Below are 14,678 nucleotides of genomic sequence, written 5' to 3' on the forward strand. Positions count from 1 at the left end.
GAAGCACTATTGTGGTTAACCACATACCCGGCTTGTTGTTGATCTAAAACAACATAATTGACAGGGATAATTGCGTGGGATGTAAAGTCGTACGACGCCTGGCGTTGTTGGTATCCGTATGGATATTTAGCAGTGTAACCTGGGCAGATACATGGAACATTGGCATTTTGGCGATGCGTGGTGAAGTATCTACACGAAACCACTGGCAACCGCTTGAAACCCTGTTGAATCAGCAAATCCCCGGTGAGCGCTTTCATATTCAACCTCTGGATTTGCATCAAATGCAGGATGCAGTCAATCGGGGAGACGTACAATTTGTGGTGACCAATCCGGCGCAATTCGTGCAGCTAAACAGCCGCTCTGCGCTACGCTGGCTGGCCTCTTTACGTTCCACACGCGGCGGGAAAGCGACGAGTAATGTGATAGGCAGTGCGATCCTCGTCAGACGTGACAGCGGGATAACTTCCCCACACGATCTGATAGGTAAAACAGTCGGCGCGATTGATGCTCAGGCGTTTGGTGGTTATTTACTGGGGTATAAGGCGCTCAGCGATGTCGGCCTGCGCCCTGAGCGCGATCTGCGTCTGAGATTCACTGGATTTCCCGCAGATGCCTTATTGTATTTATTACGCGAAAAAGCCGTTCAGGCGGCGATCGTACCCGTCTGTTTACTGGAAAAAATGGACGAAGAAGGGTTGATCCATAAAGCGGATTTTATCGCAGTGCTCAATTATCCCACCTCCATTCCCTGCTTATCCAGCACGCCGCTCTATCCTGACTGGTCATTTGCGGCACTGCCGGTGGTGAGTGATGAACTTGCCGATCGCGTCACACGGGTACTGTTTAACGCGCCGCAAAGTGCTACTTTTCGCTGGGGCGCGCCTGCGTCTACCCGTGAAGTTGAGGCATTGTTACGCGACGTTCGGCAGCATCCGCAGCAGCGGCATCTGTGGTTAGATGTCAAAAGTTGGTTTATTCAACACCGGCTGGCAATGGGGGCTGTGGTTGTCATGCTGTTGTTGCTCACGCTCAATTATATCTGGGTCATGCTGCTGGTCCGCAGGCGCGGACGAGAGCTGGAACGCAACAATGTGCTGTTGCGCAAGCAGGAACAGGCACTGGAAACGGCCCGGCAAATGAGCGTCCTTGGAGAGATGACGTCCGGATTTGCCCATGAAATCAATCAACCGCTTTCGGCCATCCGCCACTATGCGCAAGGCTGCCTGATTCGCCTGCGCGGACAAGATCAACAGCATCCACTGTTGCCCGCACTTGAACAGATTGATGTCCAGGCGCAACGGGGAGCAGACACATTGCATAATCTTCGTTTGTGGGTCAGCCAGGCGCAGGGAAACCCGGTGATGGCTGATGACTGGAAGTCGATTAACGTGCGTGACGCCATTCACCATGTATGGCAATTATTACGCATGGCGCAGCAGTTCCCGGCAGTGACGCTACAAACGAAGGCCAGTCATGCGTTAATGGTGACACTACCGTCCGTTTTGCTCGAGCAGGTGTTGGCGAATCTGGTGCTGAATGCGGCCCAGGCAGGGGCCAAAACGGTGTGGTTTACGGCCCAGGATGAGGATATGGGGATCAGCATCATGGTGCAGGATAACGGCGGAGGTATTGATGAAGTCCAGCTCTATCAGGCTTTTCAGCCCTTCATGACCACCCGCAAGGAAGGTATGGGGCTGGGACTGGCAATTTGCCAGCGACTGGTTCGTTACGCAGGCGGTGAGATTACGATTAAAAACCAGACAGCCCCTGACGGGCAGGCGGGTGTCAGGGTGACATTATATTTTAAGCAGACACAGGAAGGAGGGCGCTGTGGCGATAATTCATCTGCTGGATGACGACGTTGCCGTCACCCAGGCCTGCGCATTTTTACTGGAAAGTTTGGGATATGACGTTCGATGCTGGGAGCAAGGCGAAACGTTCCTGGCTCAGGCCTGTCTGCATCAACCTGGCGTATTGTTGCTGGATATGCGTATGCCAGTACTGGACGGGCAAGGTGTACATGAGGAGATGCTGCGACGCGGAAGTACGCTGGCAGTTGTGTTTCTCACCGGGCATGGAGACGTACCAATGGCGGTTGAGCAAATGAAGCGCGGAGCGGTCGATTTTTTGCAAAAGCCGGTTTCAGCCGAACCGCTGCAGGCCGCGCTGGAGCGCGCACTGGAGGTATCCGCAGCGGCTTGCTCGCGACAAGAGATCGTCAACTGCTATCAACAGCTCACTCCCAAGGAACGTGAACTGGCGACGCTGGTGGCGACAGGGTTGATGAACCGGGAAATCGCTGACGCCATGAACATCGCCGTGCGTACGGTTGAGGTCCACCGGGCAAGGGTGATGGAAAAAATGCAGGCCGGGAGCCTTGCAGAGCTGGTTAACAGACTGCAACGGGTGCTGTAGATTTATGACATTTCATTGATTTTCATTGATTTTTGTCTAACGGGGCAGAGTGATATATGCTGTTGGTTTGAGTCAATGACGAGCAGGCAAATATGGGAAATCAGACTAAAGACGACGAGCTGTACCGTGAGATGTGCAGAGTAGTCGGGAAAGTAGTGCTGGAAATGCGCGATCTGGGGCAAGAGCCTAAGCATATCGTCATTGCTGGGGTGCTGAGAACGACTCTCGCCAATCAGCGTGTAAAGCGCAGTGAGTTAGAGAGACAGGCCATTGAGACCGTGATTAAAGCACTGGCGGGTTAATGCAGAAAAGAGGGCGGCGGAAATAATCTGCCGCCCTCTTATTTTAATCACAATAATCTTCCAGTTAATATAATTTAGCTTTGTCACTAATATTGTCAATGTCGTTATATATTTAATTACATATCGAATTGTATATTGCACTGTATTTTGAAGCATAGTCACAAATATTTGTTGCGCATATAAAATACTATTTCAAATTTCCTTAATGATAATAAATATCACTCCACATTAATTATTTTTCTTCCGTTTTTTAATTGATAACGATCAAAGTTATAGGGGGAGAATAACCACATTATTCATATGCCTAACCCTAAAGGATTAGATTCATTCAGTTTAACCGCCGTCATTTATGCGATCAGGTTAGGGCAAATAATCACGTGTTGTTGGCAACATGAGTGGCCCGAAATGGCCTGACCTGCGCTCATTAATATTAGCCTGGAAGTGTTGCTGCTACAGCGTTTGCGAAGAGGATGCGAAATAAATGAACCAGGTTGATCGTCCATTTTTAGATTGTGGTTTAACGCGGCTTGAATTTCTGCGCATATCCGGGAAGGGGCTGGCGGGATTAACCATTGCACCCGCGCTGCTATCGCTTTTTGGCTGTAAACAGGAAGATGTGGATAGCGGCACTGTGGGGCTCATCAACACCCCAAAAGGGGTGCTGGTGACTCAGCGAGCTCGTTGCACCGGATGCCACCGCTGCGAAATTTCTTGTACAAATTATAACGATGGCGCTGTGGGTACCTTCTTTTCCCGCATTAAAATTCATCGAAACTTCTTTTTTGGCGACGATGGCGTAGGCTCCGGTGGTGGCTTGTATGGCGATTTAAACTATACCGCCGACACCTGTCGTCAGTGTAAAGACCCGCAATGTATGAAAGTCTGCCCGATTGGCGCAATTACCTGGAAACAGGAAGATGGCTGTATTGCGGTAGATCATAAACGCTGTATTGGTTGTAGCGCCTGTACCACGGCTTGCCCATGGATGATGGCAACCGTAAATACCGAAACGAAGAAATCCTCAAAATGCGTTTTGTGTGGGGAATGCGCCAATGCTTGTCCGACTGGAGCATTAAAAATTATCGAGTGGAAAGATATTACTGTTTGATTGATAGCAGGGATGTCTGATACGCGTCACTAATTGCCAGAAATATCGCAGTTTTGAATGAAAAAGCTGCCTGCAAAGTGACGAGTATATCTATCGAACCTTCTTGCAAAGGAATATATGATGGCTAATGGTTGGACGGGTAATATTTTACGGGTCAATCTCACTACGGGGAATATCACCGTTGAAGATTCCAGTAAATTTAAAAAATTTGTCGGTGGGATGGGCTTTGGTTATAAAATCATGTACGACGAGGTCCCGCCAGGTACCAAACCTTTTGATGAAGGTAATAAACTGGTTTTTGCCACCGGACCACTAACTGGTTCTGGTGCGCCTTGTAGTTCCCGCGTCAATATCACCTCCTTATCGACCTTCACAAAAGGTAATTTAGTGGTTGATGCCCATATGGGCGGATTCTTCGCTGCGCAAATGAAATTTGCCGGCTATGACGCCATTATTATTGAAGGAAAGTCGCCATCACCTGTCTGGATCAATATTAAAGATGACAAGGTGAGCATCGAAAAAGCCGATTTTCTGTGGGGCAAGGGCACGCGTGCAACGACCGAAGAAATCTGTCGCGTAACCAGCCCGGAAACCTGCGTCACCGCTATCGGCCAGGCGGGTGAGAACCTGGTTCCGCTCTCCTGCATGATCAACAGCCGTAACCATAGTGGTGGTGCCGGAACTGGTGCAGTGATGGGGTCGAAGAACCTGAAGGCTATTGCGGTCGAAGGGACAAAAGGGGTCAACATTGCCGATCGCAAAGAGATGAAGCGGCTGAATGACTATATGATGACCGAGCTTATCGGTGCTAACAATAACCACGTTGTGCCGAGTACCCCGCAGGCATGGGCAGAATACTCCTCACCAAACTCACGCTGGACGGCGCGTAAAGGACTGTTCTGGGGCGCAGCGGAAGGTGGACCTATCGAAACGGGTGAAATTCCCCCTGGCAACCAGAATACCGTTGGCTTCCGTACCTATAAATCCGTATTCGATCTCGGCCCTGCGGCTGAAAAATACACGGTCAAAATGAGCGGGTGCCATTCATGCCCAATTCGTTGTATGTCTCAGCTCAATGTCCCGCGAGTTAAAGACTTTGGCGTACCGAGTACCGGCGGTAACACCTGTGTGGCGAACTTTGTGCACACCACCATTTTCCCGAACGGCCCTAAAGACTTTGATGATAAAGACGATGGACGTGTGGTGGGGAATCTGATTGGCCTGAACCTGTTTGATGATTACGGCATTTGGTGTAACTACGGACAACTGCATCGCGACTTTACGTACTGCTACTCCAAAGGCGTCTTTAAGCGCGTACTCCCGGCTGAAGAGTATGCGGAGATCCGCTGGGATCAGCTGGAAGCGGGCGATCCTAACTTTATTAAAGATTTCTACTACCGCCTGGCGCATCGCGTCGGTGAACTCAGCCACCTCGCAGATGGCTCTTACGCCATTGCTGAACGCTGGAATTTGGGTGAAGAGTACTGGGGATATGCCAAAAACAAACTGTGGTCGCCGTTTGGCTTTCCTGTTCACCATGCCAACGAAGCCTCGGCACAGGTGGGGGCGATTACCAACTGTATGTTTAACCGCGACTGTATGGCGCACACCCATATCAACTTCATTGGTTCTGGTTTGCCACTGAAATTACAACGGGAAGTGGCGGGCGAACTGTTCGGTTCGCAAGATGCCTACGACGAAACCAAAAACTACACCCCCATCAATGCGGCCAAAATCAAATATGCCAAATGGACGCTGCTTAAGGTCTGCTTGCATAACGCCGTGACGCTGTGCAACTGGGTCTGGCCAATGACGGTTTCACCTCTGAAAAGTCGAAACTATCGTGGGGATCTGGATCTGGAGGCGAAGTTCTTCCAGGCCGTAACTGGTGATGAAACGACGCAGGCGAGTCTGGATTTAGCTGCGGAGCGTATCTTTACCCTGCATCGTGCTTATACGGTAAAACTGATGCAAACCAAAGATATGCGCAATGAACACGATCTCATCTGCTCCTGGGTATTTGATAAAGATCCTAAGATTCCGGTCTTCACAGAAGGGACGGACAAGATGGACAGAGAGGATATGCGCCAGTCACTTACGATGTTCTATCAGGAAATGGGCTGGGATCCGGAACTGGGATGCCCAACTCGCGAAACCCTGAATCGACTCGGTCTTGAAGATGTGGCAGCCGATCTGGCTGCGCAGGATCTGCTGCCGGCGTAAGGAACGTGAGATGACTAACGTGAGCAACGTTCTGGTGCCTGTTGAGGAAGCGTCTGGTGCGCTTCCTGACGAGGTCGACAGCCAAAAGAGACAATGGCTGCATGCGTTACATCAGCCTGTAGAACACAGGAATGCGCCGCAGATCCAAGAGCCCGCTACCCCGGAGTCAATTGTGGCGGATTTTATTCGCCAGCACTCCGCAGCGGGTCAACTGGTGGCTCGCAATCTCTTTTTGCTGCCGCCTTACTCGGTTCCAGAAACCGACCTGGCGGCGCTTCTGGACACGATGTGTCAGCATGAGTCCGGGGCGGATATTGCCAGTGTGCAGGGGGTTGAAGATACGTATTTCTACTCGACGCAAACCATGGCAGAAAACTACGCCAGCATGTGTGTGCAGGTGGTTGAAAACGATATCTGCCGCGCGATCGCTGAAGCGGTACGTTTTGACTGTAAAACGTATCCTCGCCCTTATAAGGTCGCCATGCTGGAACAGCCACCTTATCACTTCGAGCCTCAGCAGGTCGCCGCAGCGCTCACGGCAATGGAAACGCATCCTGATTACGCAGACATACGCACTGTGGAATCGTCGAATGCGGAACCTTACCTGTTCAGCGAACGCTTTATGAGTTACGGCAAAGCGTACGGCTTGTGCGAATGGCTTGAAGTTGAGCAGTATCAGAACCCCTGAATTCTTCAGGTTGATGTCATGGAATGTGTGGACGATCACTGTCACAGTATTAGAGGATAACCCGATGTCCTTCACCCGACGAAAATTTGTCATTGGCATGGGGACGGTGATTTTTTTCACCGGCCCAGGTCAAAACCTGTTAGCGAGTACCAAGGCAACCAAAGATGTTCGTTACGTTATGATCCATGATGAATCATTGTGCAACGGATGTAATATTTGCGCTCGTGCGTGCAGGAAAACGAATCATGTTCCCGCTCAGGGGAGCCGTTTATCGATAGCCCATATTCCGGTATCGGATAACGACAACGAAACGCTGTATCACTACTTCCGCCAGTCCTGTCAGCACTGTGACGATGCGCCGTGCATTGAGGTATGTCCGACCGGGGCTTCCTGGCGTGATGAGAATGGGATTGTGCGCGTAGACGCTTCTCGCTGCATTGGATGTAGCTATTGTATTGGTGCGTGTCCGTACCAGGTGCGTTATCTCAACCCGCAGACCAAAGTGGCGGATAAATGCGACTTCTGCGCCGAATCTCGTCTGGCGAAAGGTTTCCCACCGATCTGTGTTAACTCTTGTCCGGAGCATGCGCTGATCTTTGGTCGCGAAGACAGTCCGGAAATTCAGACATGGTTACGGGAAAACAAGTATTACGAATATCAACTTTCAGGCGCCGGGAAACCCCATCTGTATCGTCGGTTCGGTCAACATTTGATTAAGAAGGAAAATGTATGAACGCGTCGCAGAATGCTGAGCAGTTTCACGCACAACTAGCGCAGTATGTCCCCATGTTTTCGCCGGACTACTGGCCTGTCTGGTTGGTGATCGCGGGATTAATGCTGGTGGGGATGTGGCTGGTACTTGCGCTACACGCCATGCTGCGCTTCCGTTCAGCCAATAAAGCATCAGCCGGGCATGGCGAAAAGGTGTATTTATACTCGAAGGCCGTCAGGTTGTGGCACTGGTCGAATGCGCTGTTATTTCTGCTGCTGCTTGTCAGCGGTCTGGTGAACCATTTCTCTGCGGTCAGCGCATCGGTGATGAAAAGCTTACTGACCGTACATGAAGTTTGCGGCTTTTTGCTGCTCGCGTGCTGGATTGGTTTTGTGCTGATCAACCTGATAGGGGGGAACGGACATCATTATATTATCAAACGTCAGGGCTGGGTCGGAAGGGCGCTAAGACAGACGCGGTTTTATCTGTTTGGCATTATGCAAGGTGAGTCACACCCGTTTCCTGCATCTACGCGTTCAAAATTCAATCCATTACAACAGGCTGCTTATGTCGGCGTGATGTATGGCTTGTTGCCGCTGTTGCTGATATCGGGTCTGTTATCGCTCTACCCACAGGTGGTGGGCGATGTATTCCCTGGCGTGCGTTACTGGTTGCTACAGGCACACTTTGCCCTGGCGATTGTCAGTCTATTTTTTATTTTTGGACATCTTTATCTCTGTACCACGGGGCGCACACCGGGCGAAACCTTCAAATGTATGGTCGATGGCTATCACCGGCATTAAGAGATGATGATTACTCGCAGTGACTTACGGGCCTGGCGCGTTGGGTCCGTAATGTATCGTTGGTTTTTACGCGCTTTTCCTGAGGGGGGGAGCTATGCAGATGTGCATCGCGCTCTCCTGCGGGAGGGGTATATTGATTGGGCAAACAGCCTTGTAGAGTACGCCTGGTCAAAATGGCTCGGTGAGGAGAGTTTTGTTCAGCAGGATATTTGCGCCATGGAGAGTATTGCCGGTGCGCAAACAGCAGGTGAAAACGGCAGGCAACTGGCGAGTGCCGTGGATAGCACCAACTTTAGCTGTGCGGGCGATAACGTCAAAATCGCCAGTGCCGGATATGCCGCGCAGATTGCCAGTGCCGGACACAGCGCACGTATTGGCAGCGTCGGATATAACGCGCACATCGGTAGCTCCGGGGATCGTGCCAGGGTAGCAATCGCGGGAAATTCCTCACGTATCAGCAGTGTCGGTGATGGCACGCGCATCGCAAGTACCGGCATGCGTGTACGTATCAGTTCTCTGGGTGACAGAAGTCGTATTGCCAGTAGCGGCGATTTGACGCAGATCGCCAGTTTTGGCGCAGAGTCGAAAATAGTAAATTGCGCTGACAACATCCATATTAATGCCTGCGGCGAAAATGCTGTTATTGCCAGCACCGGTGTTGTCGATTCGATCATTCTCGGCCCTGGCGGATGCGCGGCGTTAGCCTATCATGACGGCGAAAGAATGCGCTTTGCGGTTGCCATTGAGGGGGAAAACAATATCCGGGCGGGCGTGAAATACAGGCTCAACGAAGATCACCAGTTTGTAGCTTGTTGAGCCGTAGGATTATCTCAAGGCAAACCGACGCCGGGTAATTTTCTCCAGCCCAAAACACAACAGGTAATAGACCAGCCCGGTGAAGATAAAAATCGCTGCCGGGTAAATTTGCACCCGACTGTTAACCTGACCGGCTACCGTTGTCAGTTCAGGAACGTTAACGATAAACGCCAGCGACGTATCCTTCAGCAAGCCAATAAATATCCCTGTTAGTGAAGGCAGAATGTTCCGCAGCACCTGCGGCAACATGATGAGCCATAATGCCTGAAACGGGCGAAAGCCCTGAACCACCGCTGCATCATATTGCCCTGCAGGGAGTGCATTTATCCCGGCATAAACTGAGTGCATCACTGAGGCTGCGGTAAACCAGGCCAGAGCCAGCGTGACGGTAATAGCACCAGGAAGATCGCTTCCGCTCAGCATTGGCAGCAGATACCACATCCAGAAGATCACAAAGATCAACGGAATACCGCGAATGAACTCCGCCCAGATAAACAGTCCTTTGCGAACCACTCCCGGAAAACGCCAGGCACAGCAGGCCAGTATTATTCCCGCAGGAAGGGCCAGAATTGCCGCGCCAATTGCCATCAATAGTGTAAGCAGAACGCCACCCGGTTGACCGTCCGCTATGCGTCCCCACAGGAGATAGTCCAGATTGTCGGTAATGACCGAAATATTAGCGATCATGCTGTGGACTCCTGAGACTGAATACGCGCGTTTTTCTGGCAAATGCCCTGGCTGACACAGGGGCCGGGCCAAGACGCGTTAACAACATACCCAACGCAATGCCGGTCAGCAGATAGAGCGCGGTACCGACGGCAAATGCTTCCAGCGCGTGCGCGTTATAGCTTTCAACTTGTCGCACCTGGTAGGTCAGCTCGGCAAAACCGATACCACTGGCTAGCGAAGAGAGCTTCATCAGGTTGAGATATTGCCCAACGATCGGTTGCCAGGCGTTCACCAGCCCCTGAGGAAGCAGTATGTGACGCAAAGTGGCCCATGATGAAAAGCCCTGTGCAATGGCGGCCTCTCGCTGCCCATCAGACACGGCCTGTAAACCTGATGCGATTTCCTCAACCAGAAAGGCAGAAGTAAAGACCCCCAGGCCCCAGGCAGAACAGATAAATTCAGGTGTTAGCCACCAGACGTCTCCTGGCAGAATGGACCAGCCATGCTCTGCATTGACGAACGTAATAACCCCCCTGGGTAGCAGATTCCATGCGGCGAAATACCAGAACATCAGTTGCACAAGTAACGGTGTATTGCGAAAAACTGAAACCCATACGTTAACCACACCGATGCCAAAGCGGTTGCCCGTAAGACGCAGGCTGAGCAACAAAATAGCCAGCAGTGTGGCGAGGACAATACCTGCCACTGTGACCCATAGGGTGGTCAGAAAACCTGAAATTATCCATTGCAGAGGTTGCCCGCTCAGCACTCCCTGCCAGTCCATTGCATGCATTATAACGGTGACTCCTGGTGTAACGGGTCGAGCACTTTTTTCAGGAAACGCTGGGTTCTGGGGTGCTGTGGACGGGTGAAAAAATCTTCTGGCGGTGCCACTTCCAGAATATCGCCGCCATCAATAAATACCACCCGGTCAGCAATCTCTCTGGCGAAATGCATTTCATGAGTAACGACGATCATGGTGATACCGCTGTGTGCTAGATTTTTCATCACCTGTAATACTTCTCCGATCATCTCAGGATCCAGCGCAGAGGTGGGTTCATCAAAAAGGATAATTTGTGGTGAGGATGCCAGAGCGCGGGCGATAGCAACACGTTGCTGCTGCCCGCCGGAAAGCTGGGCGGCATACGCATCAGCTTTCTCTCTCAGCCCGACCTGATCCAGCAGTTCAAGCGCGCGGTGTTCTGCGTCCGCTTTGTTCCATCCGTGAACATATTCCAGTGCCAGCGTGATGTTTTGCTGTGCCGTCAGATGGGTATACAGATTGAATTGCTGGAACACGAAACCAATACGACTGCGTAACTGACGTAATGCCGCACCGCGAAGCTGACCAATCGGTTTGCTATCAATGTAGATATCGCCGCCGCTGAGTGACTCAAGCTGATTAATCAGGCGAATCAGCGTGGATTTGCCTGATCCTGAGGGGCCAAGGATGGTGACCACTTCACCGGGCTCAACGGACAGACTGACACCGTTCAAAACGGTGTGCGCGTCATATTGTTTAACGACATTGCGCAGTTCAACGCGAGCCTGGCGCAAATGTGTAAAATCCGCAGCGGGAGCTGCGGAACGAGGAAACAGACCTGAGAGCATATTACTTCGCTTCTATTTTAAAGGCGCGCGGCTGTGGGTTTTTGGTTTCAGGGCCAAACCAGACGTCATAGATTTTGGCTGCCTGACCCTCAGATTCGAGCTTCAGTAGCTCATCATTTACCGCTTTTAACAGCGCTGATTCGCCTTTTTTCACCCCAACGCCGATCTCTTCTTTGCTCAGCAGGTCGGGCAGGATTTTGAAATCCGCTTTATCCGGCGCGCCGCTCAATAAACCCGCCAGAATAGTGCTGTCCTGCGTGATTGCCTGGACATTACCGTTACGCAGTGCAGTTAATGCCAGCGGAATATCGTCATAGGCCAGCACCCGCGACTGCGGGAATCGCTGATGCAACGCCTGCTCACCCGTGGTGCCTTTCACCGCACCAATTCTGGCACGACTGTAATCATCAAGTTTGTCCGGAGACTTTGCCGGAACGAGAAATTGCTGGCCGGTGACAAAGTAGGGGACGGAGAAATCGATAACCTGTGCCCGTTCAGGGGTAATCGTGATATCCGCCACGATTAAATCCGCCTTCCCGGATTGCAATAGCGGGATACGGTTTGCCGGATTGGTCGCTACCAGTTCAAGTTTAACGCCGAGGGATTTGGCCAGCGCTTCGGCAAAATCAACGTCGTATCCGACAATTTTGTGACTTTTCGCATCGACTGAGCCAAACGGCGGGTTAGCGTCGAATGTCGCGACTTTTACCACACCTGCGGCTTTAATATCTGCCAACTGGTCGGCCTGAGCCTGCGTGGCGGTAACACCCGATGCCAGCAGTACGCTGAGAGCCAGCAGAGTTTTTTTAGCGCTGTGAATTTTCGTTGCCATCATTTTATGAAATCCCTGTAGTTATTGGTTTGTGCTTTTTACGCTCCCATAACTTAGGGTTGTCACCAAATATGAAAAAATTCTTATCTATATACAAAAAGATATTAGTGACGGGGGTGTTAATAACGGGTAAATGCAATGAGCGAGTGAAATGCAAAATTGTGCAAAACCTTGGCAATAATTCGCATTTCATTTTTAGGCGAGAGTGCGCTGGAATAAAACGCATCCGACATACAGAGGAGGCGGAGAAGATGAAAGGGCTGAAACAGCTTTGGCTGAACGTAATAAAACGGCGTCCACTGACCCCACAATATGGTGCAGAGTCTAATCTTCAGCGTGTTGTGGAGTCTGTTCTTCCTGTCGCCAGCCTGTATGGGGTGGATATCGCCAATATTGATCCGGAGTGGTTCCGTGATAAAACAACACGCTGAACTTCGCCTGACGCGCGAGATGTATTGGAATGAGGTGTGCAACGTCGCTGCCGGATGGCAATTCAGATCGTAACAGCACACTGCAGTATTCGCGCAACGGGTTGAAACATTGTGCCATTTGATTTGGCGCGGGCAGGATGAACCGAATATAAAAAAACCGGCATTACGCCGGTTCAGAGATTAGATCTTGCAGGCGTCGCCGCAGTCATTATCAGCAATAATTTCCTGCGCTTTTTTGTCAGCATCTTCCAGACGTTCAGCATTACGCTCTTGCGCTTCTTCCAGTCCATCAAAGACCAGATTATCGAGATCAATTTCCATTATTCACCTGTTCAGGTTCGGCGTTAAACATCTCCCTATTATATTGCAAATATGTTGCTTAACAGCAGCGATTCTTGCGTTTTTTCAGTTCAGATGCCGTTTAACGGTGCGCTGTGTCTTCTCTCATTAGTGGAAATCATACGATTTTATTTAACAAATATGTGACAAAATCACTATACATATAACTTAATATCTTTTATACATTAATCGTTCACCCCTGCGACTATTCCACAAAAGAGAAAGATATATGGAACAGACACCTGATAAGAAAAACGATAGTTTTCATAAAGATGGCAAAGAACAGTTCAACCGGTCGATCGGACTTATCTCTAACTTTGCGTTGGGTTTTACCTACCTGTCGCCACTTACTGCTGTTTATTCTCTGTTTGCTCTGGCAGTGACTCTGGCTGGGCCACCCGCGGTATGGTGGATTTTGATCGTCGCGTGCGGACAGCTTCTGGTGGCATTGGTATTTGGTGAAGTGGCATCCCAGTATCCTATTACCGGTGGACTGTATCCCTGGGCCAGAAGGTTATGGGGGAAAAAGTATGCATGGATCGCGGCGTGGATTTACCTTTGGGCGTTGGTTGTCACCATAACGTCAATCGCTGAATACACTTCGACTTTTGTAGAGTCTCTGTTCCACTATGGTCAAACGCCCGCCACTATGCTGCTGACATCTGTCGTGCTGCTGTTTTTGATGATGGCGGTGAATATGTCAGGGACGAAGAATCTTGCCCGCGTCGCCAAAATTGGTTTCTGGTGTGAAATTGTCAGCGTTATTGCGCTGGGAATATATCTGCTGATCTTTCATCGCTCACAACCGTTCTCGGTCATCTTTGATTCGATGGGCGTACTTGCTCAGGACGGAAGTTATTCCACCGCATTTATGTCAGCCGCGCTGATGGGCTTGTTTATGTTCTTTGGCTTCGAGGCATGCGGTAACGTCGCGGAGGAGGTGAAGAACCCAAGCAAAAAAATCCCGGTAGCTATGATTTTGAGCATCGTGTTTGGCGCGATCTCCGCCATCATCTCTGTGATGGGCTATCTGCTTGCTTCACCAAACCTGGTCAGCATTGTTAACGGTAAAACGGCCGATCCGATCCCGGCTATCCTTAATGAGGCTCTGGGGGAAACGGGCGCAACAATCTTTATTGTCGTGGCGATTATAGCCATGTTGTCGTGCATTCTGTCCCTTCAGGCTGCGCTGAGCCGCCTCATCTTTTCCTTCTCCCGTGACAAAATGCTACCGGGAAGCGAGTGGATGGCAAAAATTTCCAAAAACGGCGTACCGGATAATGCCATGGTTGTTAGCTGCTTACTGCCGGTGATCATTTGTATCTGGGTTTATTTTCAGCCGGATAATCTGTCGCGCATTACCGCGTTTGCCGTAATCGGTATTTACATTTCGTTCCAGATGGTGGTGCTGGCCGCGTTGCGTCAGCGTCTGAAGGGCTGGAAACCAGCGGGTGAGTGGACCATAGGTGGTTGGGGGACTCTCGTCAACGTGCTGGCGTTAGCCTATGGGCTGTGTGGTATCTGGCTGCTGGCGCAGCCTGCCGACAGCAGCGACTTCATTGATCGCTGGACGGTGTTGTTTGGTCTGGCGATTGTCGTGGGCTCAGGGCTGGTCTATATGTTCCTGACCCGTCCGTTCGGTCGCTCCGCTGCGCCTGAAAATGATGCTATTGCCTACGCAAACAAGCTAACTATGGGGCAGGACAACTGAAAACAAGGGCCTTCGGGC

General features: G+C 50.8%; 16 protein-coding genes. 11 read left to right on the top strand and 5 right to left on the bottom strand.

Going from position 1 to position 14,678, the window contains the following annotated elements; all coding sequences use genetic code 11:
* Positions 1-74 precede the first annotated feature (74 nt).
* The 9 genes from ttrS (at position 75) to ydhT (ending at position 9,067) form a co-directional block, all read left to right on the top strand.
* A complete protein-coding gene (ttrS, locus tag LG384_RS10215; RefSeq protein ID WP_225760857.1) occupies positions 75-1,856 on the top strand; it encodes a tetrathionate respiration histidine kinase TtrS in 1,782 nt (593 codons plus the stop codon).
* Positions 1,831-2,415: a tetrathionate respiration response regulator TtrR gene (gene ttrR, locus LG384_RS10220; protein ID WP_045442269.1), complete on the top strand. Its 585-nt coding sequence runs from the start codon at positions 1,831-1,833 to the stop codon at positions 2,413-2,415. Before ttrS ends, ttrR begins: the two co-directional genes overlap by 26 nt.
* 92 nt (positions 2,416-2,507) lie before the next feature.
* On the top strand, positions 2,508-2,717 hold the full coding sequence (fumD, locus tag LG384_RS10225) for a fumarate hydratase FumD (RefSeq protein WP_045442274.1): 210 nt from the start codon (positions 2,508-2,510) through the stop codon (positions 2,715-2,717).
* 481 nt (positions 2,718-3,198) lie between these two features.
* Positions 3,199-3,825: a ferredoxin-like protein gene (locus LG384_RS10230; RefSeq protein WP_003029338.1), complete on the top strand. Its 627-nt coding sequence runs from the start codon at positions 3,199-3,201 to the stop codon at positions 3,823-3,825.
* Positions 3,826-3,945: 120 nt separating this feature from the next.
* Positions 3,946-6,048 (top strand): aldehyde ferredoxin oxidoreductase, encoded by a 2,103-nt coding sequence (locus LG384_RS10235; RefSeq protein WP_048221565.1) that lies wholly within the window; start codon positions 3,946-3,948, stop codon positions 6,046-6,048.
* 10 nt (positions 6,049-6,058) lie between these two features.
* Positions 6,059-6,736, top strand: a complete 678-nt coding sequence (locus LG384_RS10240) for a YdhW family putative oxidoreductase system protein (RefSeq protein WP_225760858.1) — start codon at positions 6,059-6,061, stop codon at positions 6,734-6,736.
* A 64-nt stretch (positions 6,737-6,800) separates the two neighbouring features.
* Positions 6,801-7,469: a 4Fe-4S dicluster domain-containing protein gene (locus LG384_RS10245; RefSeq protein ID WP_045442282.1), complete on the top strand. Its 669-nt coding sequence runs from the start codon at positions 6,801-6,803 to the stop codon at positions 7,467-7,469.
* A complete protein-coding gene (phsC, locus tag LG384_RS10250; protein ID WP_045442284.1) occupies positions 7,466-8,251 on the top strand; it encodes a thiosulfate reductase cytochrome B subunit in 786 nt (261 codons plus the stop codon). Before LG384_RS10245 ends, phsC begins: the two co-directional genes overlap by 4 nt.
* A 3-nt stretch (positions 8,252-8,254) precedes the next feature.
* Positions 8,255-9,067 (top strand): protein YdhT, encoded by an 813-nt coding sequence (gene ydhT, locus LG384_RS10255; RefSeq protein WP_045442287.1) that lies wholly within the window; start codon positions 8,255-8,257, stop codon positions 9,065-9,067.
* A gap of 9 nt (positions 9,068-9,076) precedes the next feature.
* Here the strand turns inward: ydhT and LG384_RS10260 are convergent, their stop codons facing one another.
* Genes LG384_RS10260 through LG384_RS10275 form a run of 4 tightly spaced genes read right to left on the bottom strand, consistent with a single transcriptional unit; the run spans position 9,077 to position 12,182 of the window.
* Positions 9,077-9,754, bottom strand: coding sequence for an amino acid ABC transporter permease (locus LG384_RS10260; protein WP_225760859.1), 678 nt, complete (start codon positions 9,752-9,754; stop codon positions 9,077-9,079).
* A complete protein-coding gene (locus tag LG384_RS10265; RefSeq protein ID WP_045442293.1) occupies positions 9,744-10,529 on the bottom strand; it encodes an amino acid ABC transporter permease in 786 nt (261 codons plus the stop codon). Before LG384_RS10265 ends, LG384_RS10260 begins: the two co-directional genes overlap by 11 nt.
* Positions 10,529-11,347 carry an amino acid ABC transporter ATP-binding protein gene (locus LG384_RS10270; protein ID WP_045442296.1) on the bottom strand — a complete coding sequence of 273 codons (819 nt, stop codon included), beginning with the start codon at positions 11,345-11,347 and terminating at the stop codon, positions 10,529-10,531. Before LG384_RS10270 ends, LG384_RS10265 begins: the two co-directional genes overlap by 1 nt.
* A 1-nt stretch (position 11,348) precedes the next feature.
* Entirely contained in the window at positions 11,349-12,182 is an 834-nt protein-coding gene (locus LG384_RS10275; protein WP_048221560.1) for an ABC transporter substrate-binding protein, read from the bottom strand.
* A gap of 248 nt (positions 12,183-12,430) precedes the next feature.
* On the opposite strand from LG384_RS10275, the gene LG384_RS10280 reads away from it, so the two are divergent.
* Positions 12,431-12,610, top strand: coding sequence for a hypothetical protein (locus LG384_RS10280; RefSeq protein WP_045442302.1), 180 nt, complete (start codon positions 12,431-12,433; stop codon positions 12,608-12,610).
* A gap of 180 nt (positions 12,611-12,790) precedes the next feature.
* On the opposite strand, the gene LG384_RS10285 is transcribed toward LG384_RS10280, so the two are convergent.
* A complete protein-coding gene (locus LG384_RS10285) occupies positions 12,791-12,931 on the bottom strand; it encodes a hypothetical protein (protein WP_003832695.1) in 141 nt (46 codons plus the stop codon).
* Positions 12,932-13,178: 247 nt separating this feature from the next.
* Here LG384_RS10285 and LG384_RS10290 point away from each other — a divergent pair, with 247 nt between their 5' ends.
* Positions 13,179-14,660 (top strand): APC family permease, encoded by a 1,482-nt coding sequence (locus tag LG384_RS10290; protein WP_200011710.1) that lies wholly within the window; start codon positions 13,179-13,181, stop codon positions 14,658-14,660.
* Positions 14,661-14,678: the final 18 nt, after the last annotated feature.

The sequence above is a fragment of the Citrobacter sp. Marseille-Q3906 genome (assembly GCF_916618775.1).
GTDB lineage: Bacteria > Pseudomonadota > Gammaproteobacteria > Enterobacterales > Enterobacteriaceae > Citrobacter > Citrobacter murliniae.